Origin of the sequence: Rhizobium sp. RHZ01 (genome assembly GCF_014851595.1) — a bacterium.
Classification (GTDB): Bacteria; Pseudomonadota; Alphaproteobacteria; order Rhizobiales; family Rhizobiaceae; genus Rhizobium; species Rhizobium altiplani.
This window is the reverse complement of record NZ_JACUZZ010000035.1, coordinates 1-25,189: the sequence shown is the minus strand read 5'-3', so window position 1 is coordinate 25,189 and position 25,189 is coordinate 1. Positions and strand designations below refer to the sequence as shown.

Here is a 25,189-nt window from a genome sequence, read left to right as displayed (position 1 = left end):
TGAGAGGCATGGTCAAGGTGGTCTACGAGGTCGTTCCTCACGACGGAGGCTGGGCCTACCGGTTGGGCGGTGTCTACTCCGAAGCATTCCCGACACACTCCGAAGCGCTTGAGGCAGCCCGTATCGTTGCAGCTGAACAGCAGGTTGGCGGTGATTCCGCCGAGATCAGCTGGCAGGATGACAAAGGTAAATGGCATGAGGAGTATGCCGAAGGCGGAGACCGGCCGGAGACTGAGGTTGTCGACGGCACCTGGAAAAGCCATTCCAGCGAAGCCTCGCCGCGCGCATGAGCACAGGGGTCATCATCCATGTGATGATCAACCCCGGCGTTTATGCGCAGTTCCCTTGGTGTAATTCAACAGGCCGTCTACCAGCGCGTCGAACGTGACGCGGTAGCGGCGTGCCGTTTTGATCCCTTCGTGCATGACGACCCACGTGTCGAGGGGTATCCGGAAAAGTTCGGGCAGAACCGGCAACAGATCTGGGTCCTGCGCGGCGATGCCCATCTGGCAGATTCCAATCCCCAGACCCGCACGAATGGCCGAGATTTGCGCGAGCGGGTTGTCGCTCTTGAACGCAAAGACGAGATTGTCTGGCAATGGAAAGCGCGCCATCATGGTCCTGATATAGGCTGTCTGCCGGTCGAAGCCGACGAGGCGATGTCGTGCGAGGTCGGCCATCCCCAGTGGTGCGCCGTGTTGCGCCAGGTAGCGCCGGTGGGCGTGAAAGCCGAGCGGTATCTCTCCGATGCGGCGGCCGATAAGTTGATCCTGGGTCGGCTCTGCCATCCGGACGGCAATATCCGCCTCCCGATTGAGAAGGTCCTCGATCGCGTCGGACGCCGAAAGCTCGATGTTGAGATCGGGATGGGCAGCCATCAGCGGTGCAAGGATGGGAGGCAGTACCTCGACGCCGATGACCTCGCTGGCGCTTATCCGGACGGTGCCGGCAACCTGCTCTCGATGTCCCGAGGCAGTTCGCAGCAGGGCGGCGGATGTCGCTGCGAGCGTTTGGGCATAGGGTTTCAGTTCAAGGGCTGCATCGGTTGGCAACAGACCGTTCGGCGAGCGGACGAAGAGTTGCGAGCCGATTGAATTCTCGAGCGCATCGATGTGCCGTCCGACGGTCGGCTGCGTCAGGCCGAGGTCACGTGCCGCCGCAGAAAGCGACCCGTGTTCCAGCACAGCCAATAGCGTCCGGTAGAAATGCCAGTCCGGTTCTCTCTTCATGCATTTATGTATATCTGCGACACGAGATTCGTCAATTTCGTTTATCCGAAAATGCCCGCATGATTGGCTCAGTTCAAATTGACGGAGATCATCATGACTGGGCAGAACGGACAGGTTGCTCTGGTACTGGGTGCAACAGGCGGGATCGGAGGGGAGGTCGCTCGGAAGCTCGCCGCGTGCGGTTGGCATGTGAGGGCGCTGAACCGCGATGCAGCGAAGGCTCGCGCGAAAGCGCCCGACTTCGAGTGGGTCCAAGGCGACGCGATGAACGCCGAGGATCTCGTGACCGGGGCGCGCGGCGTCAGCCTTATCATTCATGCTGTCAATCCGCCGGGCTACCGCGATTGGGAAAAGCTCGTTCTCCCGATGCTCGACAACACCATCGCCGCTGCACATTCGGTTGGTGCGCGCATCGTTCTGCCGGGCACGGTCTATAATTTCGGACCGGATGCCTTTCCGGTTCTTCGGGAGGATAGTCCACAGCAGCCCGTGACGATGAAGGGAGCGATCCGCGCCGAAATGGAACGGCGACTGGAGATTGCCTCGCGCAGTGGCGCGCGCGTCATCATCGTTCGGGCCGGCGACTACTTCGGGCCGGGGGCTGCCAACAGCTGGTTTTCGCAAGGCATGGTCACGCCGGGAAAGTCGGTCGAGGCCGTCAAGAACCCGGCCCGGCCGGGTGTCGGACACCAGTGGGCGTACCTGCCCGATGTTGCTGAGACGATGATCCGTCTGGTCGAGCGTGGTGATCGCCTTCCGCCCTTCGCCGTGTATCACATGGATGGCTTCTGGGATGCCGATGGCAGCCAGATGGCCGCTGCAATCAAGCGGGTTGTCGGCAGTAGGATAAAGACGCGGGCCTTCCCGTGGTGGATCGTGCCTCTGGCCGCCCCGTTCGTCACCTTCATGCGCGAGTTGAAGGAAATGCGGTACCTTTGGCGCGAGCCGCTGCGGATGTCGAACGAACGGTTGGTTGCCGAACTCGGCAGCGAGCCTCATACCCCGATCGACGACGCTGTTCGTAGCTCCCTGGTCGCACTCGGGTGTCTGGCGGCTGAGCCGAACGAACTCGAGGCTCGCGCGTCCGCGCAGGCGGTGTATTAGTGTTGTTTTTGCCTGCCTCGGCGAGGCTCCTACGGCGTGCCTATCCCTGCTGTAGTTCGGCAAGCGCAATGCGCGCGACTGCGAGGGGGCTTTGGGCCAGTTCCGTCGATCCGCCGCCCAGAAACCAGGCCGCCGACAAGCCGGAATAGGCGACTATCCATTGCAGCAGCCGTTTCGGCTCTAGGCCAGTTTCGGTCGCGACGATCCGGAGTTGCCTCTGCAGACGGCCCGGGGAAGTGACTGTCGGAAGATCTGGGTTGGCGAAGATGTTGGCGTAGTCGAAGCCACGCTCGCCGATGAGGCCTTTGGGGTCGATTGCCAGCCAGCAGTCCTCGCCGAAATCGAGGATGTTGCTGTGGTGAATGTCGCCGTGCAGGACCACGGGATCGCTGATATTTCCAAGCAGTATTCCAGCGATGTGGTTGCACTCGGCCAGAATGCCGTCATGGGCACGTGCTGCCGGCTCCAGGTCACGAAACCAGCGGGCCAGTGGAATGAGGTCCGGCAAAGGCTGTTCGCGTGGGGCGTGAAGTTCTGCGACGGTGCGGCACATGATGCGGGTCGCCGTATCGTCCGCGCCGTCCATTGCCATTCCCAACAGCGAGCGATGGCCCATTGCACGCTCGAGCAGAACTGCCTCGTTGTCGTGGGCGTAGACTTTCGCTGCCCCGATGCCACCCCACCATTGCATCAAAGCGCCGCCAGCCTGCTCGGCCTCGTCATTGGAGATTTTCAACATGGCGGGTTTGCCGTCCCGGAGAACGGGCAGGAGGTGGCTGGAATGAGTGATGATCGGTTCGCCGTCGACGGTCAGTCGCCAGCGCTTGATGTACGACTCGAACATGGCGCCATGTTAGCTAGGCGCTAGAAGAAGAAAATCCCGCCGAATGGCGGGATTCCGTTGGCACTTGATGGTTCAGGCGGCCTTTTCGATCACGGGATAGTCGATGTAACCCTTTGGTCCGCCGCCGTAGAAGGTGGCCTGCACGGGCGTATTCAGTGGCAGGTTCTTTTCCAGACGTCCCACGAGATCCGGATTGGCGATGAATGGCTTTCCGAAAGCGACGAGATCGGCGCGGCCGCTCTCGACGGCATCAATCGCCAGGTCCCGGTCGTAGCCGTTGTTGACCATCCACTTCGCCTTGCCGCCAGCCTTTTCATAGGCCTGGCGCAGAGCCTTATAGTCGAAGGCGGCGTTGGTGCCCTGCTTGAAGTCGCGGTCGCCGCCGGTCTGGCCTTCGATGACGTGAATATAGGCAAGATCATATTTCGCCAGGCCTTCGATGACATGGGTGAAGAGCGCTTGCGGGTTGGAGTCGTAGCTCTCGCCCGAAGGCGTGACAGGCGAAATGCGAATGGCTGTACGGCCTGCGCCGATTTCCTTGGTCACGGCGTCTACCACTTCGAAAGTGAAGCGGGCGCGGTTTTCGATCGAGCCACCATACTGATCGGTGCGGTCGTTGACGCCGTCGCGCAGGAACTGGTCGAGCAGGTAGCCATTTGCACCGTGAATTTCCACACCGTCAAAGCCAGCGTCGATCGCGGCGCGCGCAGCTTTGCGGTAATCCTCGATGATGCCCGGGATTTCCGAGGTTTGAAGGGCGCGCGGCTCGGAGGTATCGGCAAAGGCGCCAGTGCCATCGTCATTGACGAGGTACGTCTTGGCCTTGGCGATGCGGTTCGTCGAAGAGACGGGCTTGCCGCCGTTCGGCTGCAGCGTCGTATGCGAGATACGGCCGACATGCCACATCTGCACGACGATCTTGCCTCCTGCTGCGTGGACGGCATCCGTCACTCGCTTCCAGCCGTCGAGCGCTTCCTTCTTGTAAAGCCCGGGAACGTCCGCGTAACCCTGACCCTGATGTGTGATGGCCGTTGCCTCGGTGATGATGAGGCCGGCCGTCGCACGCTGGCGGTAGTATTCGACGTTCAGGTCGTTCGGAACGGCACCCGGCGAGCGGTTGCGCGTCAGCGGCGCCATCACGATATGGTTCTTGATGGCAATGTCGCCAACCTTTGTCGGTTCGAAAAGCTTGCTCATGAGAGTCCTTTCTTGGTGCGGGAGGATCACTCGGCCGAGGCCGAAGATGGGGGAGGAGGTTACGATGCGAGCCCAATTAGGGCCGCAGCCGCATACGCTACAGATCCTTCGAAAGTTGCTTGAGGAAAGCCGCGATGGTCTCCTCATTGCGCTTGTAGAAGATCCACTGGCCAACGCGTCTCGTCGTCACAAGCCCTGCTCTGTTCAGGGTCGCGAGATGCGCTGATACGGTCGACTGAGACAGGCCGCAGCGCTCAAACTGGCTGGCGCAGACGCCCATCTCAAACGGATGTTCCTGTGTGGAGAAATGCTCCTCAGGTTTCTTCAGCCAGTTCAGAATTTCCATCCGGGTCGGATGGGCGATCGCCTTCAGGATCTCGTCTTTTTCCATCGTCGTTCTTCGAATTATAAATCGTCCGTAGACGATATATGGATCGGCAACACTCGATATGCAAGACACGACGGCGTGATTTGCTGCTCTTTCGGATCTGGCTAAATTCTGGGCAAAAAAAGAGGGCCGCCGAAAAATCGGGGCCCTTTAAAGGTGTGAAGGTCAATAAACCTCCAGAGGGGAACAGCTAACGCGGTGGCACTGGGAGAGAAGCCACGAAATGCATCAGCTGAGTGGGATATGCTGCTTCAAGAGGCAGATTGCAATGCATGTTTGCGCATGCCTGCTATGCGCTGCACAATTTTCTGCTGCAATGCGAAAAAATCGGGCAAAAAAAGAGGGCCGCCGAAAGATCGGGGCCCTTATAGGTGTGAAGGTCAAAACCTCCAGAGGGGAACAGCTAATGCGGTGGAACTGGGAGGAAAAGCCACCGTGTGCATCAGCTGTGTGCGATATGGTGCTTTAATGAGCAAACGGCAACCCCAGTTTATGCATGCCAGACATGCGCATATTGCACAGCTTGTATTTCTAGGGTGAGCAACTAGAAGTTCCAGTTGCGTGCCTTGCTGACGATGAAGTCGCGGAAAGCCTTCAGCTTGGCGGCATTTTTCATTTCGTCAGGATAGCAGAAGTACGTATCAAACGACGGAACGTCAGCGTTAATCGGCAGCTGGATGAGGCCAGGATCTCGTCCGACGATGTAGTCGGGCATACAGGCAACGCCCATGCCGAGCAGGCATGCGCGCTTGATCGAGGTCTGGCTGTTGATCTGCAGATGCGGGATGCGCTTGTTGTCGGACGAGCGTCCAGCGACCTCAAGCCAGTTGACATCGAGCAGGTAGCTCGGCGCGGGCTCGCCAAAGGTAATGATACGATGGTTGTCGAGGTCCTCGACCGTCTGCGGCTCGCCATGGCGGTTGATGTAGGAGGGGGCCGCATAGACGTGCATGTGAACGGTGAACAGCTTGCGCTGGATCAAGTCGGATTGCACCGGCTGGCGCAGGCGGATGGCGCAATCCGCGTAGCGCATGTTCACATCCACTTCCTCGTTGTCGAGGATCAACTGGATCTGGACATCCGGGTAGAGCTGCATGAACTCCTGGATCTTGTCGGTCAGCCAACCCTGGCCAAGGCCGACCGTCGTCGTTACGCGCAGCTTTCCGGTCGGCGTTTCCGTCGTCTCGGTTAGCTGCATCTTCACGGTTTCGAGCTTCAGGAGCACGTCGTGGGCGGTGCGATAAAGCAGTTCGCCCTGTTCCGTCAGAATCAGACCGCGCGCATGGCGGTGAAAGAGCTTTGTGCCGACATCCTGCTCGAGTGCGCTGACCTGACGGCTGATCGCGGACTGGGACAGATGCAGTTTATCCGCCGCATGCGTGAACGAACCCGCTTCGGCAGCTGCGTGAAAGATACGCAGCTTGTCCCAATCCAATGGCATTCCCCCACCCCTCATAGCCGGTCCTACTCTGCGGCCACGGCGACGGGCATATGGCCCGTCAGATATCGTTCGGCTTCGAGAGCTGCCATGCATCCCAAGCCGGCGGCGGTGATCGCCTGGCGGAACGTGTCGTCGGTCACGTCACCAGCGGCATAAACGCCTTCGAGGCTGGTCGCCGTCGAATCCGGTGCGGTCCAGAGATAGCCATTATCCTTCAGCTTCAGCTTGCCCTTGAAGAGCTCGGTTGCCGGGGCGTGTCCAATAGCAACAAAGACGCCGTCGACCGCAACCTCGGTGATCGCACCCGTGCGCGTGTCGCGCAGGCGAGCGCCCGTAACGGACGGCGGCATCGGCGGCTTGGCCGGCGTGCCGGTGATTTCAGCGACCTCGGTGTTCCAGAGGACCTTGATGTTCTCCTTCGAGAACAGCCGTTCCTCGAGGATTTTCTCCGAACGGAAGCTGTCGCGGCGGTGAACGACCGTCACCGACTTCGCGATGTTGGAGAGGTATAGCGCTTCCTCCACGGCACTGTTGCCGCCGCCGACGACGATGACGTCCTTGTTTCGGTAGAAGAAACCGTCGCAGGTCGCGCAGGCCGAGACGCCGAAGCCCTGGAAATGCTGCTCGCTCTCGATGCCCAGCCACTTTGCCTTGGCGCCGGTCGCGATGATCAGGGTATCGGCGGTCCAGACTTGGCCGCTGTCGGTGCGGGCCACGAACGGGCGCTGGTTCATCTCGACTTCGGTGACGATGTCGTTGACGATTTCGGCGCCGACATGCTTTGCCTGCTGCAGCATCTGATCCATCAGCCAAGGTCCCTGGATGGGATCGGCAAAGCCCGGATAATTCTCCACATCCGTGGTGATCATCAGCTGTCCGCCTTGCTCCATGCCGGCGATCAGCACTGGCTTCAGCATTGCACGGGCTGCATAGACGGCAGCCGTGTAGCCGGCAGGGCCGGAGCCGATAATGAGCACCTTGGTGTGGCGGGCGGACATGGGTATTTCCTTTCGACTGTCGGGAGAGCGGCGGCTAAGAGGCGAATGAGGCCGTTTCGCGATCCATTCGCCATTTATGAACGTCCAGTGCTTTTATTCAAGGGCAGCCCTGCGTTACCAACAAGGCTTTCTCGGCGCGCTGTGCAACAATCCATCGCCGTGTTGAAACTTTCTTGCGAATTCCGTCGCTTTATATAGAAGCTGGCGACCAGGAATTAAAGGAAGGGCAGGATTGTGCTTCGCGCCGAACTCGATGCCATCGATATAAAGATACTGCGTGAGCTGCAGGCAGACGGACGTATGACCAATGTCGAGCTCGCCGACCGCGTCGGGATTTCGGCGCCCCCGTGCCTGCGTCGCGTGCGGAAGCTCGAAGAGACTGGCGTCATCGAAGGCTATCACGCGATGTTGAACAGCCCGAAGCTCGGCTTCGACCTTGTCGCCTTCTGCATGGTCGGCCTCAAGCATCAGTCGGAAGCCAACCTCAAGGCTTTTGCCGCCGCCACTACGCAGTGGCCTCTCGTGCGGCAGGCCTGGATGGTTTCCGGGGATAGCGATTTCCTTCTGCACTGTGTTGCAGAGAACCTGACGCGCTTCCAGGATTTCGTTATCGAGGTACTGACGGCGAATGAGCATGTGGATACCGTGCGGACGATGCTGACGATCCGACAGGTCAAGCGGGTGGGCCTGGTCGAAGTCTGAGCGGCCAAGAGAAGCAGCATTGCTCTATGAATGAAACGGCTTATGCCGTAGTGAAGGCGCTTTGCTAGCTCTGCCGCGGAAAAAGACACGAAGATCATTCCAATGACCAAATTGCCCATTTCCGCGTTCATCATTTGCTTGAACGAAGAAGCGTATCTCGGCAATTGCATCGAGAGCCTGGATAAGTGCGCGGAGATTGTGGTCGTTGACTCCGGTTCGACGGACGGGACGATTGCTCTGCTGGAGTCCTATATCGAGAATGGCTGGCCGATCCGGGTGTTTCACGAGAATTGGCGCGGTTACGCAGGGCAGAAGCAATTCGCACTCGATCAGTGTACGCAGCCTTGGCGCTTGAATATCGATTCCGATGAACGGCTCGATGCACCCCTGCGGAAGCTTTTGCCGGAGCTCATTGCCGCTTCCGAGGATATTGTCGGGTGGCGGCTGGCGCGTCGCCCCTATCTGGTCGGTTACGGCTACACCCCTGTGCATGTGCACGAGCGCAGGAACCTGCGGCTGATCCGCAAGGGCAGGGGCGCATATGATCTCACGCAAGCTGTTCATGAAGGCATAGTGCCGACGGGGCGTGTCGAGGACGCAAAGTCCGGCAGCCTTCTTCATTACCGGCCACTGATCATCGATGATCAGATCCTCAAGGAAAACAAGTATTCGACCCTGAAGGCCGATCAGCACTTCGCCTTAGGCGAGGGGACGACCTTCCTCAGACTGATTTTCAGCCCGGTGCTCTATTTCTGGCGCCTTTATTTTCATAACGGTCTATGGCGTTGCGGGCCGTCGGGCTTCATAGAAGCTATGACAGGTGCTGTGTACGCCTTTCTGACGCAGGCGAAGCTGTATCAGCGTAAGGCAGCCGAGCGGCATCCGAATTTTGATGATGCGGGAAGGCACTAAGGTCCAAAGGTTCAATCATGAAAGTGATGCATTATCATTTCGGCAAGGATGGCGGTGCTGAGCGTTTCTTTGTTCATCTGGTCAACGCCCTGGCACGCCGGGGCGTCGAGCAAACCGCGGTCATCCGTCCGAACCGGCTATGGCGGAAGGACATCGAGCAGTCGTCGCGCATCATCGAAAGCAAGTTTCGAAATCTCTCACCCGACAGGATCCTATTGCCTTTGCGGGTCAAACACATGGCGCGTATGGAGAAGCCCGATGCGCTGTTTTCTTGGGCGACCCGTGGCAGCCGACTGATGCCGAACTATAAGGGATGTATCAAGCTCTCCCGTCTTGGGGATTACCCGACAAACCTCAGCTACTTTAAAAACTCCGACATTCTCGTTTGCAATACGCCTGGTATCGGCGAGCATGTGCGTAATAAGCTGGGCTGGACACGCGGCGTCGAGGTGATCTCGAACTTCACGAATACTGAACAAGTGGCGCCCGTCGATCGCGCGTCGCTGAACACGCCGGTTGATGCGCCCGTCGTGATGTCGATGGGCCGTTTCGTACCACGCAAGGAATTTGCCTTGCTGACGGCGGCGGTGGCGAAGCTGCCTGATGTCTATTTGTGGCTTGCGGGCGAAGGCGAAGAATTGGAGAACGTCAAGAAGGTCGCAGCGGACCTTGGCGTTATGGACCGCGTACGTTTTCTCGGTTGGCAGAAGGATACGCGGCCGTTCGTCGCCGCTGCCGATATTTTCGTGATGCCGTCAAAGCACGAGCCGCTTGGCAATGTCATTCTAGAGGCCTGGGCGCAGGGCAAGCCTGTTGTCTCCAGCCGCTCCGAGGGACCCTCGTGGTTCATGCGTGACTGTGACAATGGGCTACTGGTTGACATCGGCGATGCCGATGGTTTCTCGCACGCCATCGAACGGCTGATCAACGATCCGGTACTGGCCGCGAAGGTTGCTGCGGGGGGGCGGGAGACGCTGATGAAGCAGTTCTCCGAAGACGCAGTTGCCAACGCCTATCTCGAGCTTTTCAAGCGCAAGCCTTGATGTCGTCGCTTAAAGCGACCGATAAATGGCGCCAAGCTTCCGTGCTTCGCCTTCGATACTGAAGGTATTCATCGCATGAGTTCGGGAGCGGGCCGATGCCTGCTGTCGGCGGCTTTCGTCATCCATGAAGAGACTGGACGCTTGAACCATTGTACCGAGATCGTCGCGCGGGACGATGAGGCCGGTTTCGTTGGCGCCCGTTACCAGCAGTTCAGGAAACGCACCGACGTCGGTAGCGACCACGGGGACCGCCGTTGCCATCGCTTCGAGCGGTGTCAGACCAAAGCCTTCCCAGCGCTGTGGAGCAATGAAGAGGTCGAGCGTCCGATACCAGTCATTGATATTGGTGTGCTCGCCGACGAATAGAATGCGATCGGCCAGGCCTGCGGCTGCAGCGCGCGCCTTCAGCTCCTTCTCGAACTCGACGTGCTGGGATGTTGCACGTCCGGCAATAACGGCGATCCAGTCCGGTCGGGTCGGCAGCAGGCGGATCATGCTGTCGACAAAAAGATCCGTGCCCTTCTGGTGACGAACGCGACCGAAACAGCCGGCGATCCTCTTCGTGGCGTCAAGACCAAGCAGCTGTTTGGCTGTCGCCTTGTCTTCCGCCGGAGAGAAGCGGGCCGTGTCTATTCCGTGCAGAACAACGGTGTTCGGCACTTCCAGATAGTTTGCCGTCTTGCCGCTGGTCGCGATCACGGCGTCCATTCTGGAGATCAGCCATTTCGTCCAGCCGGTGTGGCGGCGCTGAGAGGCCGACGTGAAGACAATCTTCAGGGGCATGCGCAGGACATCGCGCATGAGAATGGCCGGCAGCATCTCGATGTTGCGGCGGGCGTGCCATATGCGGAAGGGCCGACAGCGCGGCGCGCGCCAAAGCTTCGGCAGGTCGCGAAAGCGAATGTGCGGCAGAGATGCTGGAAGGCCCGGGCCGAGGGTCGCAATCTTCTCGCCGAGTACGCGCTGGACCGGGATCAGCTGAATGATGGTGGAGGTGACGCCGGAGAGCCGTTTTTTGAAGTTCGGCGCAATAATCTCGACGTCACTAACATTGACGATAGCCGGTTGGCCGCGACCTTCCACGGATCAATCAGCCCCAGGAAATGGAAAGGACTTCGTAGGCCTTGGAGCCGCCGGGTGCGTTGACTTCGATCGAGTCGCCGACTTCCTTGCCGATCAGCGCGCGAGCGATCGGCGACGAGATGGAGATCCGGCCGGCCTTAACATCGGCTTCCTGATCGCCGACGATCTGATAGGTCTTTTCTTCTTCGGTGTCCTCGTCGACGAGCTTCACCTTCGCGCCGAACTTGATCTTGTCACCGGACATCTTCGACAGGTCGATGACCTCCGCGCGTGCGGTCAGGTCTTCAAGCTCGCTGATGCGGCCTTCGTTGTGGCTCTGCGCTTCCTTGGCCGCATGGTATTCGGCGTTTTCCGAGAGGTCACCATGGGCACGGGCTTCGGCGATTGCCTCGATGATGCGGGGGCGCTCCTCCTGCTGACGCCAGCGCAGTTCTTCCTGCAGCTTGACGAAACCACCCTGCGTCATCGGTACCTTATCAACCATTTTTCTGTCCTTCACTCCCCGTGTCCGCTTAGCCGCAGACACAAAAGAAAACAGGTCCCGAAGGGGAACTTCGGAACCGTGTAACAATCCTAACTGTTGTGGTTATAGCAGATCGCCACCGCTGATTTCCATAAAATTCGTATCGCTACCCGGAGGCGCTCCGTTACGACCGCAAACCTGAGCAATATTGACTTTGAGGTGGACGGTTCGCTGAGAACGCCTCTGAAGGACTGACTGGCAATTCTCTCGATGGCGCAAAAAATGATGCATATTTCGCCGTTCCCTCGGGATCGCAAAGCGTGATTCGACCGTTGGTACAGGCTCCAATGGGCTGAGGCGTCTTTGTTGGCTCTATCGCCGTCAGGAAGAACGCCGGCCGAGATACTGCCCGCATCGGCGCTGCATTGGCGTCTTTGGGTTGAATCTGTAAGCTGTACGATCGTCTTGGGCGTAGGGCTTGTTGGCGCAGGAGGGGAAGATGGGCGACAACTACATCATCAGTGCCAGAAAGCGAACGGGTGATGCATTGATCGCGGAACCCGGGCCGATCAAGTTCCTGAAGGTGCCTGATGTGCTCGACAGCTACGATGCGCGCCAGGCAGTATCCAGTGCGAAGGATTGGGTCGCCGAGGTGCAGGGGCTCGCGGATGGCGACGAGAATCCGAATTCGATCGGTCCGCGGGGCGATGTGCTTATTTTTGTGCATGGCTACAACAATGACATTCCGACCGTTCTAAAGCGCATCAGGCAGTTGCGTTCATTGGCGGCGATGTGTCCACGGATAGCCTGTCGCTTGCGAGCGACTGGAATCAGCCGATGTTCCGCCGGATCATGCGGCTCACCAACTACTCCAATCCTTTCGATTCCGTCCTTGCCGTATCCAACGCGAAGAGGCTCGGCGTTGCGCCGCGTGTCGGTCGCGTTGGGCTGCCGGCGTTGGTCAACGCTAAAGCGGTCGACGTCAATTGCGGTGAGTATTTCAATACGGTCGATCCAGCTTCGCAGCCCCAGATTGGTTCATGGACCCACTCATGGCATATCGGCAATCGGGTTTTCGCCCACGACCTTGCGATGACTCTGGAAGGCGCTATCGATCGTCACGCCATTCCGACGCGGCGTGAAGAAGGCGGAAAGCTGATTTTGCAGGATCGGCGGCGACCGGCCTTTCAGAATGCCTGGAACGTCAAGGCGGACGCGCAGGATGCAAGGGCGCGAATCTAACGGCTCCGACGCCTCGAGAGCGGACCGGCGCGGATGGCGCGCCGGTCCAATTCTTTATTAGAAGTAGCTTTGCAGCGGACGAACTTCGAGGTTGCCAGCCCGCAGCGCCTTGATCGCCTGGGCGGCCGCCTCGGCGCCGGCCATCGTGGTGTAGTAGGGGACCTTCTGCATCAGCGTTGCGCGGCGCAGCGACTTGGAGTCGGAGATCGCCTTGTTGCCGTCCGTCGTATTGATCACGAGCTGGACCTGGCGGTTGCGGATCGCATCTTCGATGTGTGGGCGACCTTCCAGGACCTTGTTGATCTTCGTAGCCGCGATGCCGTTCTCAGCCAGGAAGCGCTGCGTGCCCCCGGTTGCCAGAACCTTGAAGCCTTCGCCGACGAGAACGCGGATGGCCGGCAGCACGCGCGGCTTGTCCTCGTCGCGGACCGATACGAAGACCGTTCCGTCACGCGGCAGTTCAACGCCGGCGCCGAGCTGCGACTTCGCAAACGCCAGCGCGAAATCGGTGTCGAGGCCGATGACTTCGCCGGTCGAGCGCATTTCCGGGCCGAGCAGCGTGTCGACGCCGGGGAAGCGGGCAAACGGGAAGACGGCTTCCTTGACGGCGATATGCTTGAGGTTGCGCGGATCCGGCTTCTGGCCGTAGGTCGAGAACAGCGCGTCGAGCTTCTCGCCGGCCATGGCGCGGGCGGCGATCTTGGCGATTGGGGCGCCGATGGTCTTGGCGACGAAGGGAACGGTACGTGAGGCGCGCGGGTTCACTTCCAGCACGTAGACGGTGCCGTCCTTGATGGCGAACTGTACGTTCATCAGACCAACGACGTTCAGCGCCTTGGCCATCGACTTTGCCTGACGCTCGAGCTCGTCGATCATCTCGTTCGAAAGGGTGCGCGGCGGCAGTGAGCAGGCGCTATCGCCCGAATGGATGCCAGCTTCCTCGATGTGTTCCATGATGCCGGCGATGAAGGCGTCGTTGCCGTCGGAGAGGCAGTCGACGTCGACTTCGATGGCGTTCGAGAGATAGCTGTCAAACAGCAGCGGGTTCTTACCGAGCAGGGTGTTGATCTGGCCGGTCTTGTCGTTCGGGTAGCGCTGCTTGATGTCTTCGGGCACCAGTTCCGGCACGGTGTCGAGCAGGTAGGTCTGCAGCTGGCCTTCCGAATGCAGGATCTGCATGGCGCGGCCGCCGAGAACGTAGGACGGGCGCACGACCAGCGGGAAGCCGATCTCGGTGGCGACCAGGCGAGCCTGTTCGACCGAGTAGGCGATGCCGTTGTTCGGCTGGGTCAGGTCGAGCTTGATCAGGAGCTTCTGGAAGCGGTCGCGGTCTTCGGCAAGGTCGATCATGTCGGGCGCAGTGCCGAGGATCGGGATGCCGTTCTTCTCAAGCGCTTCCGCAAGCTTCAGCGGGGTCTGGCCGCCGAACTGGACGATGACGCCGACGACTTCGCCCTTTTCCTGCTCCGCGCGGAGGATCTCGATCACGTCTTCAGCCGTGAGCGGCTCGAAATAGAGGCGATCCGACGTATCGTAGTCGGTCGAGACCGTTTCCGGGTTGCAGTTGATCATGATAGCTTCGTAGCCGGCGTCACGCAGCGCGAAGGCGGCATGGCAGCAGCAGTAGTCAAACTCGATGCCCTGGCCGATACGGTTCGGACCACCGCCGAGGATGACGACCTTCTTGGCGGCCGAGACTTCGGCTTCAGAGCGCAGTTCACCGACAAAAGGCCTTTCGTAGGTCGAGTACATGTAGGCGGTCGGCGAGGCGAACTCGGCAGCGCAGGTATCGATGCGCTTGAAGACCGGGCGGACGTTCAGGCTGTTGCGCAGCTCGGCGACTTCCTTCGGGCGCTTGCCCGTCAGCGTGGCGAGGCGGGCGTCGGAGAAGCCCATTGCCTTCAGCGTGCGCAGGTTCGTGGCGTCTGTCGGCAGGCCATGCTCGCGGATGCGGGCTTCCATATCGACGATCGCCTTGAACTGGGCGATGAACCACGGGTCGATCTTGCAGCCCTCGTGAACCTCTTCGGGGCTCATGCCCTGGCGAAGCGCCTGGGCCACCATGCGCAGGCGATCCGGCGTCGGTGTGCCGATCGCGGCGCGGATGGCGTTCTGGCTGGATTCGCCTTCTTCAACACCGGGGATTTCGATTTCATCGAGGCCGGTCAGGCCGGTTTCGAGGCCGCGCAGCGCCTTCTGCAACGATTCGGCGAAGGTGCGGCCGATCGCCATGACTTCACCGACCGACTTCATGGCGGTGGTGAGAACCGGCGAGGCGCCCGGGAACTTCTCGAAGGCGAAACGCGGGATCTTGGTGACGACGTAGTCGATCGACGGTTCGAAGGAGGCGGGCGTCGCGCCGCCGGTGATGTCGTTGTCGAGCTCGTCGAGCGTGTAGCCGATGGCGAGCTTGGCGGCGACCTTGGCAATCGGGAAGCCGGTGGCCTTCGAGGCAAGCGCCGACGAACGCGAGACGCGCGGGTTCATTTCGATGACGACGAGGCGGCCGTCCTTCGGGTTGACGGCGAACTGGACGTTCGAGCCGCCGGTTTCCACGCCAATCTCGCGCAGGACCGCGATCGAGGCGTTGCGCATCATCTGGTATTCCTTGTCGGTCAGCGTCAAAGCCGGCGCGACGGTGATCGAGTCGCCCGTGTGGACGCCCATCGGGTCGATGTTTTCGATCGAGCAGATGATGATGCAGTTGTCCGCCTTGTCGCGGACGACTTCCATTTCGTATTCCTTCCAGCCGAGAACCGATTCCTCGATCAGAACTTCGGTCGTCGGGGAGGCATCGAGGCCACCGCCGATGATTTCGAAGAACTCCGAGCGGTTGTAGGCAATGCCGCCGCCGGTGCCGCCCATAGTGAAGGAGGGGCGGATGATGGCGGGCAGGCCGACGACGTCGATCGCCTGGGCGGCAATCGCCATGGCGTGGCTGATGTAGCGCTGCTTGCGGTCGGTCTCGCCGAGGTTCCACTGGTTTTCCAGTTCGTCGAGCGCCTTGTCGAGTTCGGCGCCGGAGAGGCTTTCCTTCAGCTTGTTGCGCTCGGCTTCATGCGTCTTGCGGTCGGCATCCTTGATGTCGGTGGCGTTGGCGAGCATCGAGCGCGGGGTTTCGAGGCCGATCTTTTCCATCGCCTCGCGGAACAGGGCGCGGTCTTCGGCCTTGTCGATAGCGGCGGGCTTGGCGCCGATCATTTCGACATTGTAGCGGTCCAGGACGCCCATTCTCTTCAGGGAAAGCGCGGTGTTGAGCGCGGTCTGGCCGCCCATGGTCGGCAGCAGCGCGTCGGGGCGCTCCTTGGCGATGATCTTGGCGACGACTTCGGGGGTGATCGGCTCGACGTAGGTGGCGTCGGCGAGGCCCGGGTCGGTCATGATCGTTGCCGGGTTGGAGTTGACGAGGATGACGCGGTAGCCTTCCTCCTTCAGCGCCTTGCAGGCCTGGGTGCCGGAGTAGTCGAATTCGCAAGCCTGGCCAATGACGATCGGTCCTGCGCCGATGATGAGGATCGATTTGATATCTTGGCGCTTCGGCATGGGCGTTTTCCGTTTCCTAGCTGCGCAGAAAGCCGGCCAGGGTGGGAGGCACCGGCCGGGTCGCGCATATGATGGTCTTTTCAGGCTAGAAGCGGCTTATAGGCAAATGTATTTGTAAACGGAACCCCATAATTTGCGGAATCGACAGGAATTGGCAGCTCTTGTGAGAGCCTAGTCGATGCCCGGTACGACAAGTGCCCGGATCTCGCCTTTCCGGGCGGGATTGGAGATCGCTTCCACGCCCTCCTTGAAACCGATCCGGCGGGAGATTAGTGGCTCGACTTGGATCGTTCCCGACGCGATCAGTTCGGCCGCCCGCAGGTGAGTGAACGGGTTGATAAATGAGCTTACCAGCTTGATCTCTCGGAAGAGGAGATCGAACGGCTCGATTGCGACCTTCACACCCTGCGGCATGACTCCGAGGATCACGACCGTGCCGCCGCGCCGCGCAAGCCCAGGTGCCTGTTCGATCGTTTCCGCTACGCCCGCGCATTCGATGACGACATCGGCGCCTCCCGGCAACAAACCGTCGTGCGCGGTCAAGCGGGACACGATATCGCCGACCGAGGGATCCGCATTCGCGGTCGCTCCCAGCCTTTCGGCGACCCTCCGCTTCTCTTCGCTGCGGGTAACGAGAACAACCTTTGTCGCTCCCGCCAGGCGGGCCAACTGGACGACCAGCAAGCCGATCACGCCGCCGCCAAGGACGACAACCGACGAGCCCGTTCGGATTTCCGCAAGGTCGACACCGTGGATGCAGCAGGCGAGAGGTTCGCAGAAGGCGCCATGCAGAGGCGGCAGTGCCAAGGGCAGCTCGAAAGCCTGCTGCTGCGGGATGCAGACATATTCCGCAAAGCCACCGTCGCGATGGATGCCGGTCGCCTGCAGGTTATGGCAGAGATTGACGCGGCCGCGCTGGCATTCTGGACACTGACCGCATGCGATATTCGGATCGCCGGTGACGCGCATGCCTTCGCGAAAGCCGCTCACGCCATCGCCCACTCTTTCGATGATGCCGCAGAACTCATGGCCGAGCGTAACGGGCGGCTTGGAAGGAAACTCTCCGAGGAACAGATGCCGGTCGGTGCCGCAAATGCCACAAGCCTCCACACGAACCAGCAACTCGCCAACACCCGGGTCGGGACGCTCTACCTCGCGCAGAGCCAGCTTGCCCGTCGCTTCGAGCCGAAGTGCCTTCATGTCTCTCCTCCTCAGACTTCTTTCTCGCAAGGAGGCCCGAATGTCGATGTCTCGTCAAGCTGGTCCACAGTGGTGTACGGGTTCTCTCAGGTTAACTGGAATTTCCCGATCATCGAGATATATACCTACCGATCGAAGGTTTAGCCCAGGGGAACCGTCATGGAGTGGAAAGGCCGGCGTCAGTCCGACAACATCGAGGATCGTCGTGGCGATCCTTCCATGGGCGGATTGGGCAGAGGTGGAGGCTTCGGCTTTCCTACCGGCGGCGGCATGGGCCGGCGCGGCGGCGGCCTGAGCATCGGCACCATCATCTTTCTTGTTGTCATCTATTTTATCCTCAAGGCCATGGGCATAGACCTGCTGCAGGTTATGGATGGCGGCATGACGACCAACGGCCCCGGCTATGAGCAAAGCGAATCGGGAAGTCAGACACCTGCCAACGATGAAATGACCGCATTCGTTCGTACCGTTCTTGCCGAGACCGAGGACACGTGGAACGGGATCTTCCAGTCCCTTGGTCGTCAGTACGAAGAGCCTCGCCTCGTTCTCTTTTCCGGACAGACGCAGTCTGCCTGCGGCTTTGCCTCAGCGGCGACCGGTCCTTTCTACTGCCCGAGCGACCACAAGGTCTATCTCGACACGGCCTTCTTCAACCAGCTCAGCCGCCAGTTCGGCGCCTCCGGCGATTTCGCCGAAGCCTACGTCGTTGCGCATGAAGTCGGCCATCATGTTCAGAACTTGCTGGGCATCCTGCCGAAATTCAACGAGGCGCGTCAGCGGATGAGCGAGGCGGAGGCCAACAAGATGTCCGTCCGCGTTGAACTGCAGGCCGACTGCTTCGCCGGCATCTGGGGCAAATTTACCGATCAGAAGGGCATTCTCGAAGCCGGCGATCTGGAGGAGGCGCTGAACGCAGCCCAGCAGATTGGCGACGACAGGCTGCAGAAGCGCAGCCAGGGCTACGTCGTGCCCGAGAGTTTCAACCACGGCACTTCGGAGCAGCGGGCGCGTTGGTTCAAGCGTGGCTTCGACAGCGGGCAGTTGTCGGCCTGCGATACCTTCTCAGGCCCCGTGTGATTTGAGACAGCCTCTCCTTATGTGGAGAGGCTGGCCAGCATCACTTTTCACTGTCCATATGTCTGATCTGTGCGTCAGGGTAGCGTGCACCCGCCGCGGCGTCCTTCGGCACGGCGCGTTCGATGGCCGCCATATCCTCGGTGGACAATTGCACAGCGCGCGAACCGAGCGCTTCGGTAAGCTGGTCACGTCGGCGCGCGCCGACGAGGGGCACGATGTCCTGCCCGCGGGCCGCCACCCAGGCGATGGCGATCTGAGCGACAGATACCCGCTTCTCGTCCGCGATCTTTCGCAGTTCCTCGACGAGCGCGAGGTTCTGATCGATGTTGCTGTCCTGGAAGCGCGGGCTCATGCCGCGGAAATCACCGGAGCCGGTTGCCTGTCCCTTATGCCAATGTCCGCTGATCAGGCCGCGGGAGAGAACACCGTAGGCGGTGATTGAAATCCCGAGCTCACGGCAGGTTGGCAGGATCTGGTTCTCGATGCCGCGCGAGATCAGTGAATACTCGATCTGCAGATCGCAAATCGGATGGGCGCTGGCTGCGCGGCGTATGGTATCTGCGCCGACTTCCGAAAGGCCGACATGCCTGACGTACCCTGCCTTGATCATGTCACCGATCGTGCCCACCGTTTCCTCGATGGGAACGTTGGGATCCAGGCGGGCGGGGCGGTAGATGTCGATGTAGTCGACGTCGAGACGCTTCAGCGTGTAGGCGAGGAAGTTCTTGATCGCGGCGGGCCGGGAGTCGTAGCCGCTCCAGTTGCCGGCTGGATCGCGCAGGGCGCCGAACTTGACGCTGATGACGACGTCGTCCCGCTTGCGGCCCTTCAACGCTTCGCCGATCAGCATCTCGTTGTGGCCCATGCCGTAGAAGTCGCCGGTGTCGAGCAGGTTGATGCCGACGTCGAGAGCAGCATGAATCGTGGCAATGCTCTCGCTGCGGTCGGATGGCCCGTACATGCCGGACATGCCCATGCAGCCGAGGCCGATGGCCGATACCATTGGGCCGGTTTCTCCCAAACGATGCTTTTCCATTTCGTTCTCCTTCGTCACGCCGATGTTGATCGCCGGGAATAGTTTTATCGCGCCCGGCCTCGTGCGATAATCCATATGAATGCGAACGAGCTGTACGGGGAAATGCACAATGGAAGACCTTCCTCTCAATGATCTGGATGCCTTCACGGCCATTGCAAGGGAGCGCAGCTTTCGCGCCGCTGCCCGCAAGCGCGGTGTCTCCGCTTCTTCACTGAGCGACTCGCTGCGGCGGCTGGAGGAGCATGTCGGTGTTCGCCTGCTCAACCGGACGACCCGCAGCGTCACGCCGACGGAGGCTGGGGAGCGGCTGCTCCAACGCCTGACACCTGCGCTTAGCGAAATCTCCTTGGCGCTCCAGCAACTCGACGTTTTCCGTGATAGCCCGAGCGGAACCCTCCGCCTCAACGTGCCGATCATCGCCACGCGGCTTTTCCTGCCTGATCTCGCCAGCCGTTTTCTGAAGCGTTACCCGCGGATCTCGCTCGAGATCGTCGGAGAGGATACGTTCGTCGATGTGCTCGCAGCCGGGTATGACGCCGGCATCCGCTATGACGAGCGGCTTGAGCGCGACATGATCGCAGTGCCGATCGGGCCGCGCCGTCAAAGATATGTCACGGCGGCCGCGCCTGACTACCTCGAGCGCCGCGGTATCCCTGGTCACCCGCGCGACCTGCTCGAGCATGAGTGTGTCAGGCATCGTTTCCTCAGCGGAGCTGCGTTGCCCTGGGAGTTCGAGCGGGCAGACGAGACTCTAGTGATTACGCCGAAGGGGCCGATCATCGCCAACACGATCGAAATGCAAGTCTCGGCTGCGGTCACCGGGCTCGGCATCATCAGGACCTTCGAGGAGGTTCTGATGCCCGCCATCGAGAGGGGAGAATTGGTGCCGATCCTCGATGATTGGGTGACGGAATTCTCAGGTCCGTTTCTCTACTATGCGAGCCGTAAACACATGCCGCCTGCGCTTCGGGCGTTCGTCGACTTCGTCAAAGGCGAACCGCGGAAAGAGGGGTAGAATCCCCGTTTGTTCCGGTTCTCGATCAACTTAACTCGTGAGCCTATCAAAAGATTTGAAATGTTCACGGATTGTTTCGCTAATATACGTGAGCTATGTAACAAATGCCGGCGACGAGATCGTCTTTTCAGAAATAGCCTGCTGTAGAGATGCCTCATGCTTGATCCGAAATTCGTTCGTCGCGGCTTGTTCCTTGTCTTCATGATCCTGTTTCTCGACGTGATCGGGATCGCGATCATCATGCCTGTGCTGCCCGCTTATCTTGAGCAATTGACCGGTGGGTCCGTGAGCGATGCAGCTCTCGATGGTGGCTGGCTGCTTGTCGTCTATGCGGTCATGCAGTTCCTGTTTGCGCCGTTCCTGGGCAATCTCAGCGACCGCTTCGGGCGGCGCCCCATTCTGCTTCTGTCGGTGCTGACCTTTGCGATCGACAACTTCATCTGCGCAGTGGCGACGAGCTTCTGGATGCTTTTTATCGGTCGTGCGCTGGCTGGCTTCAGCGGCGGCAGCTTTGCGACCTGTTCCGCCTACATCGCCGACATCAGCAATGATGACAATCGGGCCAAGAATTTCGGCCTGATCGGCATTGCGTTTGGCGTCGGTTTCACGATCGGCCCTGTCATCGGCGGCTTCCTCGGCGAGTTCGGCCCCCGAGTACCGTTTTTTGGGGCAGCGGCGCTCTCGTTCCTCAATTTCGTTGCCGCCTATTTCATGCTTCCCGAGACATTGGAGGCAAAGAATCGTCGGACGTTTGAGTGGAAGCGTGCCAATCCTCTTGGCGCGCTGAAGCAGATGCGAAACTACCCCGGTATTGGGTCAATCTGTGCGGTCATGTTCCTTTTCTGGCTGGCGCATGCCGTCTATCCGGCGGTCTGGGCCTTCGTATCGACTTTCCGTTATGGCTGGAGCGAGGGCCAGATCGGCCTGTCTCTCGGCATCTACGGCATCGGCGCAGCCTTTGTCATGGGCGTCATTCTGCCGAAGATCGTGCCGGTACTCGGCGAGTGGAAGACAGCAGTGCTGGGCTTGTGTTTTTCCGTCGTCGGACTGACGGGTTACGCCTTCGCCTGGGAGGGCTGGATGGTCTACACGATCATCGTGCTGACGGTGATGGAAAATGTCGCCGATCCGCCGCTGCGAAGCATAGCAGTCGCCAAGGTGCCCCCCTCTGCTCAGGGAGAATTGCAAGGGGCGCTCACCAGCCTCAGCAGCATCACCACGATCGTCGGGCCGCTGATCTTTACGCAGCTGTTCGGCTACTTCACTGGACCCGAGGCGCCGGTGCGTTTCGCTGGGGCGCCATACCTGCTGTCGGCCATCATCATCCTGATCGCGGCCATTGTGTTCTTGACGAAGGTACGCACGGTCAAGGTCGCAGAAGCCGTCGAGCAGCCGGCCGAGTGAGCCATCAGAATTCGTGATGCGATGATGAATTTTTCATCATTTGCCTAGTTTTGAATGGCTCTTTGCGGAGCTTTGATCTAATTCCTCTTGATGTTTTGCCGCAACTTGCGGCCGTCAGCGATTCAATCACAGGACTGGTGTCATGGACACGCCGATCGACGCGCGCAAGCTAGCGCCGAAAAACGATAACCATTGGGCTGCGCATTTCCGCGCCACGCTGGCGCTCGGAGTCCCGTTGATTGGCGCGCAGCTGGCCCAGCTCGGCATCAACACGACCGACGTGATGATTGTCGGCCGTCTCGGTGCTGAAAACCTCGCTGCCATGGTGCTATCGGCGCAGTTCCTGTTCACGATCCTCGTTTTCGGCTCGGGTTTCGCCATCGCGGTCATACCGATGGTTGCGCAGGCCTACGGGAAGGGCGACGTCGTCAGCGTGCGCCGGTCGCTACGCATGGGCCTTTGGGTCGTGCTGGCCTATTGGGTGATCATGCTGCCAGCGTTCTTCAATTCCGAGCGGATCCTGCTTGCCGCTGGACAGAAGCCCGAAGTGGCTGCACTCGCGCATGGCTACATATTGATCGGTCAATTCGGCGTGCTGCCGGGGCTGCTTTACAATGTCATGCGTGCGCTGGTCAGCGCGATCGGCCGCGCGGCGGTCATTCTCAACGTGACGATCGCGATGCTGGTGCTGAACGCCTTCTTCGCATATGCGCTGGTGCTCGGCCATTTCGGCTTCCCGGCAATGGGCCTAGAGGGAGCGGCGATCGTTTCGGTCGTCGTGCAGGCCGCCGGCTTCCTGTTTATCATTGGCTATGTGCAGAGCAGGGCGGAGACGCGGCGCTACGAGATATTCGTCCGGTTCTGGCGTCCCGACTGGAAGGCCTTCTGGGAAGTCGTGCGTCTCGGCCTGCCGATCAGCGTGACGATCCTCGCCGAAGTGAGCCTCTTTACCGTTGCCTCGCTGCTGATGGGGCAAATCGGAACGATCGAGCTCGCCGCTCACGGCATCGCGCTGCAATGGGCGTCGATTGCCTTCATGATCCCGCTTGGCCTGTCGCAGGCGGCCACCGTTCGGGTCGGCGTCGCGCACGGGCAGGGCGACTACACCGCAGTCGTTCGGGCTTCGATCGCTGTCGTCGTCATCGCCTGCCTGATCGCGGCGGCCGGCAGCATTCTGTTTGCTGCCGTTCCCGAGTTCCTGGGAAGCTGGTTCCTTGATACGACCCTGCCGGAGGCACCTCAGGTGCTTGCCTATGCTGGGCCGCTGATCGTTGTGGCAGGGCTCTTCCAGTTGGTCGATGGCTTGCAGGCAATCGCCAATGGCCTGCTGCGCGGCTTGAAGGATGCGCGCGTACCGATGATCCTGGCGCTGATCGCCTATTGGCCGATTGGCTTCTTCCTCGCCTGGGCCTTTGCGTTCCCGCTTGGCTTCGGTGGAATCGGCATCTGGTTCGGCTTCTTGGTCGGGCTGGCGGCGGCAGCCGTGATGCTTTGCGGACGCTTCTACCTGCTTGTCCGCCGCGAAAAGAACATGGCCGGCGTCTAGCCGGCCATTCGGATCAAGCCGCGATCGGCTTGTAGTTGGCAATGTCGGCGCGAATGCCTAGGCGTTCGAACAGCGCCTGCGGATCGAAGTTTCTGGCGCGATGGGCTGCCTGCACCACCGCTTTGACCCGGTCGATCACCTCGGCACTTTCCCATTGCGCGATCGTCACGAAGTTGAACTCGCCAGGCCCTGAAACCTGCTCCAGCACCTGATGGCTGATGAAGCCCTCCCGCGCCTGCAAGACCTCGTGCGTCTTCAGCACGTTCATGAGGAATTCCTCCCGCGCAGCCTCCGGAACAGCAAACTTGTCGATCCGGTAAAACGCTCCGTTCATCCCTGTCTCCTTTGCTTTGGATGTCACAAGCGCGGGTGTAATTCCTCAAGTTAAGTTGAGGTCAATAGGTCGACACAAATGGCCACTGTAGGTGACCCGTGGGTGGTTAGGGCCGGTCTGCCTTGTGCGTAGAGGTTGGAAGGGAGCTCTAATTTGGTCGCACCAACCAAGCGACGTCAGATTGTAAGCAAATTCATTTCTGCGTAGCATCGGTCAGACCGTTGTGAGGAACTTGGGAGGAGGTCCTGCAGCATGTCCAAGCTCGTGTTCGCTTTGAACCAGTCCCTGGATGGTTATGTCGACCATTTAGAATTTGGGCCGCCCGATCCCGTGCTCTTTCGTCATTTCATCGACGACGTGCGCGGCCTTGCCGGAAGCGTATACGGTCGCCGCATGTACGAGGCGATGCGGTATTGGGACGAAGACCATGCCGAATGGGACGAGGCGGAGTGCGACTACGCAGCGGCGTGGCGGCGCCAACCGAAATGGGTCGTGTCGCGCTCGCTGCAATCAGTCGGCCCGAACGCCACGCTTGTCGCGGACGACATCGAAGCGACCATCCGCGGGTTGAAGGCTCAGCTGGACGGAGTGATTGAAGTTTCCGGACCTGAACTGGCGCGAAGTCTTGGTGACCTCGGTCTGGTCGATGAATATCGAATGTATCTCCATCCCGTCGTGCTTGGTCGCGGCAAGCCGTTCTTCGCCGGCCCGCGGCCGCCGCTGCGCCTCGTGGCGAGCGATCGAATTGGCGGGGACGTGATCAGGTTGACATACGTTCTGGCATAGTCGCGCGACCGACCCGCCTCAGTCCGGCGGTGGCCGCGCGCTTATAATCTGCGACCTAGTAATTGTACATCGACATTGGATCGTTGATGCAGGCGTAGTCCAGGAGGCACTGCTTGCCCGTACGGTCACGCAAGCTAGCGGTGCTCAGCTTGTCGCCTGGGCCGCATTGAGCTGGCGGATAGCGAAAGTTGCGGCCTCCGAAGCCGAGGCGGACATAGACCTTCTTGGATTGGCGGATAATCTGCGCGAGCTGTGCGCAGCTGTAGTCTTTCGCATCGACCTTCACAGGCCCGGCGGCAAAGGATACCGTCGGGAGCAAGCACGCAACGACTAGAACCAAGCATCTCATGGCTGGCGGCCTCCTGACCGAAACTCAGTAAATCAGCACTCTCGACGCTATTCAAACGGATATCGCGTGGCGGCAGCCGCGGATGCGCGCAATAGCTAAAACGAGAAAAGCCCGCTGGGAAGCGGGCTCAGACTGCTGACAAACCCGTCGATATTTTCGGCGGGTTTGTTTTTTGGACGTTGGTTGTTTTAGTTGGGTTCTGAGGCGGGGCGAAGTTGGCGGCCTCTGGCCCTCATGCCATGGCTGGTCTGGG

The 25,189-nt window shown here is 60.2% G+C and carries 24 protein-coding genes; 11 read left to right on the top strand and 13 right to left on the bottom strand.

Annotated elements, in window-relative coordinates; genetic code table 11:
• Positions 1 to 8: 8 nt before the first annotated feature.
• Positions 9 to 290: a DUF2188 domain-containing protein gene (locus IB248_RS27140; RefSeq protein WP_007534149.1), complete on the top strand. Its 282-nt coding sequence runs from the start codon at positions 9 to 11 to the stop codon at positions 288 to 290.
• A 27-nt stretch (positions 291 to 317) separates the two neighbouring features.
• On the opposite strand, the gene IB248_RS27135 is transcribed toward IB248_RS27140, so the two are convergent.
• Entirely contained in the window at positions 318 to 1,229 is a 912-nt protein-coding gene (locus IB248_RS27135) for a LysR family transcriptional regulator (protein WP_113471211.1), read from the bottom strand.
• 93 nt (positions 1,230 to 1,322) lie between these two features.
• Here IB248_RS27135 and IB248_RS27130 point away from each other — a divergent pair, with 93 nt between their 5' ends.
• The gene (locus tag IB248_RS27130; protein ID WP_062372892.1) at positions 1,323 to 2,333 is read left to right on the top strand and encodes an NAD(P)H-binding protein; all 1,011 of its coding nucleotides are present in this window, start codon (positions 1,323 to 1,325) and stop codon (positions 2,331 to 2,333) included.
• A 40-nt stretch (positions 2,334 to 2,373) separates the two neighbouring features.
• Here the strand turns inward: IB248_RS27130 and IB248_RS27125 are convergent, their stop codons facing one another.
• The 5 genes from IB248_RS27125 to trxB all read right to left on the bottom strand — a co-directional run bounded on the left by IB248_RS27125 (position 2,374) and on the right by trxB (position 7,201).
• Positions 2,374 to 3,177 (bottom strand): aminoglycoside phosphotransferase family protein, encoded by an 804-nt coding sequence (locus IB248_RS27125; RefSeq protein WP_169683857.1) that lies wholly within the window; start codon positions 3,175 to 3,177, stop codon positions 2,374 to 2,376.
• 72 nt (positions 3,178 to 3,249) lie between these two features.
• The gene (locus tag IB248_RS27120; RefSeq protein WP_018857201.1) at positions 3,250 to 4,374 is read right to left on the bottom strand and encodes an alkene reductase; all 1,125 of its coding nucleotides are present in this window, start codon (positions 4,372 to 4,374) and stop codon (positions 3,250 to 3,252) included.
• A gap of 97 nt (positions 4,375 to 4,471) precedes the next feature.
• Complete coding sequence (locus tag IB248_RS27115; RefSeq protein ID WP_018857200.1) at positions 4,472 to 4,765, bottom strand: metalloregulator ArsR/SmtB family transcription factor; 294 nt, start codon at positions 4,763 to 4,765, stop codon at positions 4,472 to 4,474.
• Between the two features lie 541 nt (positions 4,766 to 5,306).
• Positions 5,307 to 6,203 (bottom strand): LysR family transcriptional regulator VtlR, encoded by an 897-nt coding sequence (locus IB248_RS27110; protein ID WP_018857199.1) that lies wholly within the window; start codon positions 6,201 to 6,203, stop codon positions 5,307 to 5,309.
• Positions 6,204 to 6,226: 23 nt separating this feature from the next.
• The gene (gene trxB, locus IB248_RS27105; RefSeq protein ID WP_018857198.1) at positions 6,227 to 7,201 is read right to left on the bottom strand and encodes a thioredoxin-disulfide reductase; all 975 of its coding nucleotides are present in this window, start codon (positions 7,199 to 7,201) and stop codon (positions 6,227 to 6,229) included.
• A gap of 234 nt (positions 7,202 to 7,435) precedes the next feature.
• Here trxB and IB248_RS27100 point away from each other — a divergent pair, with 234 nt between their 5' ends.
• The 3 genes from IB248_RS27100 (at position 7,436) to IB248_RS27090 (ending at position 9,858) form a co-directional block, all read left to right on the top strand.
• Complete coding sequence (locus IB248_RS27100) at positions 7,436 to 7,903, top strand: Lrp/AsnC family transcriptional regulator (protein WP_018857197.1); 468 nt, start codon at positions 7,436 to 7,438, stop codon at positions 7,901 to 7,903.
• A gap of 102 nt (positions 7,904 to 8,005) precedes the next feature.
• Positions 8,006 to 8,815: a glycosyltransferase family 2 protein gene (locus IB248_RS27095; RefSeq protein ID WP_018857196.1), complete on the top strand. Its 810-nt coding sequence runs from the start codon at positions 8,006 to 8,008 to the stop codon at positions 8,813 to 8,815.
• A gap of 17 nt (positions 8,816 to 8,832) precedes the next feature.
• Positions 8,833 to 9,858, top strand: a complete 1,026-nt coding sequence (locus tag IB248_RS27090) for a glycosyltransferase (RefSeq protein WP_018857195.1) — start codon at positions 8,833 to 8,835, stop codon at positions 9,856 to 9,858.
• A 9-nt stretch (positions 9,859 to 9,867) separates the two neighbouring features.
• Here IB248_RS27090 and IB248_RS27085 read toward each other — a convergent pair whose 3' ends face one another.
• A complete protein-coding gene (locus IB248_RS27085) occupies positions 9,868 to 10,917 on the bottom strand; it encodes a glycosyltransferase family 4 protein (RefSeq protein ID WP_162763450.1) in 1,050 nt (349 codons plus the stop codon).
• 31 nt (positions 10,918 to 10,948) lie between these two features.
• Positions 10,949 to 11,425: a transcription elongation factor GreA gene (greA, locus tag IB248_RS27080; RefSeq protein ID WP_018857193.1), complete on the bottom strand. Its 477-nt coding sequence runs from the start codon at positions 11,423 to 11,425 to the stop codon at positions 10,949 to 10,951.
• Between the two features lie 771 nt (positions 11,426 to 12,196).
• Here greA and IB248_RS31990 point away from each other — a divergent pair.
• Complete coding sequence (locus IB248_RS31990) at positions 12,197 to 12,646, top strand: hypothetical protein (protein ID WP_246733833.1); 450 nt, start codon at positions 12,197 to 12,199, stop codon at positions 12,644 to 12,646.
• A gap of 57 nt (positions 12,647 to 12,703) precedes the next feature.
• On the opposite strand, the gene carB is transcribed toward IB248_RS31990, so the two are convergent.
• On the bottom strand, positions 12,704 to 16,189 hold the full coding sequence (gene carB, locus IB248_RS27070; RefSeq protein ID WP_018857191.1) for a carbamoyl-phosphate synthase large subunit: 3,486 nt from the start codon (positions 16,187 to 16,189) through the stop codon (positions 12,704 to 12,706).
• Positions 16,190 to 16,360: 171 nt separating this feature from the next.
• A complete protein-coding gene (locus tag IB248_RS27065) occupies positions 16,361 to 17,389 on the bottom strand; it encodes a zinc-dependent alcohol dehydrogenase family protein (RefSeq protein ID WP_169683858.1) in 1,029 nt (342 codons plus the stop codon).
• Between the two features lie 159 nt (positions 17,390 to 17,548).
• On the opposite strand from IB248_RS27065, the gene IB248_RS27060 reads away from it, so the two are divergent.
• Positions 17,549 to 18,466 carry a neutral zinc metallopeptidase gene (locus tag IB248_RS27060; protein WP_113163495.1) on the top strand — a complete coding sequence of 306 codons (918 nt, stop codon included), beginning with the start codon at positions 17,549 to 17,551 and terminating at the stop codon, positions 18,464 to 18,466.
• Between the two features lie 40 nt (positions 18,467 to 18,506).
• Here IB248_RS27060 and IB248_RS27055 read toward each other — a convergent pair whose 3' ends face one another.
• Positions 18,507 to 19,502 carry an aldo/keto reductase gene (locus tag IB248_RS27055; RefSeq protein WP_026371791.1) on the bottom strand — a complete coding sequence of 332 codons (996 nt, stop codon included), beginning with the start codon at positions 19,500 to 19,502 and terminating at the stop codon, positions 18,507 to 18,509.
• Between the two features lie 109 nt (positions 19,503 to 19,611).
• Between IB248_RS27055 and IB248_RS27050 the strand changes: the two genes are divergently transcribed.
• The 3 genes from IB248_RS27050 to IB248_RS27040 all read left to right on the top strand — a co-directional run bounded on the left by IB248_RS27050 (position 19,612) and on the right by IB248_RS27040 (position 23,467).
• Positions 19,612 to 20,517 carry a LysR family transcriptional regulator gene (locus IB248_RS27050; RefSeq protein ID WP_018857187.1) on the top strand — a complete coding sequence of 302 codons (906 nt, stop codon included), beginning with the start codon at positions 19,612 to 19,614 and terminating at the stop codon, positions 20,515 to 20,517.
• A gap of 156 nt (positions 20,518 to 20,673) precedes the next feature.
• Positions 20,674 to 21,921 (top strand): tetracycline resistance MFS efflux pump, encoded by a 1,248-nt coding sequence (locus IB248_RS27045; protein ID WP_018857186.1) that lies wholly within the window; start codon positions 20,674 to 20,676, stop codon positions 21,919 to 21,921.
• Positions 21,922 to 22,063: 142 nt separating this feature from the next.
• The gene (locus IB248_RS27040; protein WP_062372771.1) at positions 22,064 to 23,467 is read left to right on the top strand and encodes an MATE family efflux transporter; all 1,404 of its coding nucleotides are present in this window, start codon (positions 22,064 to 22,066) and stop codon (positions 23,465 to 23,467) included.
• Between the two features lie 13 nt (positions 23,468 to 23,480).
• Here IB248_RS27040 and IB248_RS27035 read toward each other — a convergent pair whose 3' ends face one another.
• On the bottom strand, positions 23,481 to 23,801 hold the full coding sequence (locus IB248_RS27035; RefSeq protein WP_192241935.1) for an antibiotic biosynthesis monooxygenase: 321 nt from the start codon (positions 23,799 to 23,801) through the stop codon (positions 23,481 to 23,483).
• Between the two features lie 252 nt (positions 23,802 to 24,053).
• Here IB248_RS27035 and IB248_RS27030 point away from each other — a divergent pair, with 252 nt between their 5' ends.
• Positions 24,054 to 24,587, top strand: coding sequence for a dihydrofolate reductase family protein (locus tag IB248_RS27030; RefSeq protein ID WP_018857183.1), 534 nt, complete (start codon positions 24,054 to 24,056; stop codon positions 24,585 to 24,587).
• A 55-nt stretch (positions 24,588 to 24,642) separates the two neighbouring features.
• On the opposite strand, the gene IB248_RS27025 is transcribed toward IB248_RS27030, so the two are convergent.
• Positions 24,643 to 24,936 (bottom strand): hypothetical protein, encoded by a 294-nt coding sequence (locus IB248_RS27025; RefSeq protein WP_018857182.1) that lies wholly within the window; start codon positions 24,934 to 24,936, stop codon positions 24,643 to 24,645.
• Positions 24,937 to 25,189: the final 253 nt, after the last annotated feature.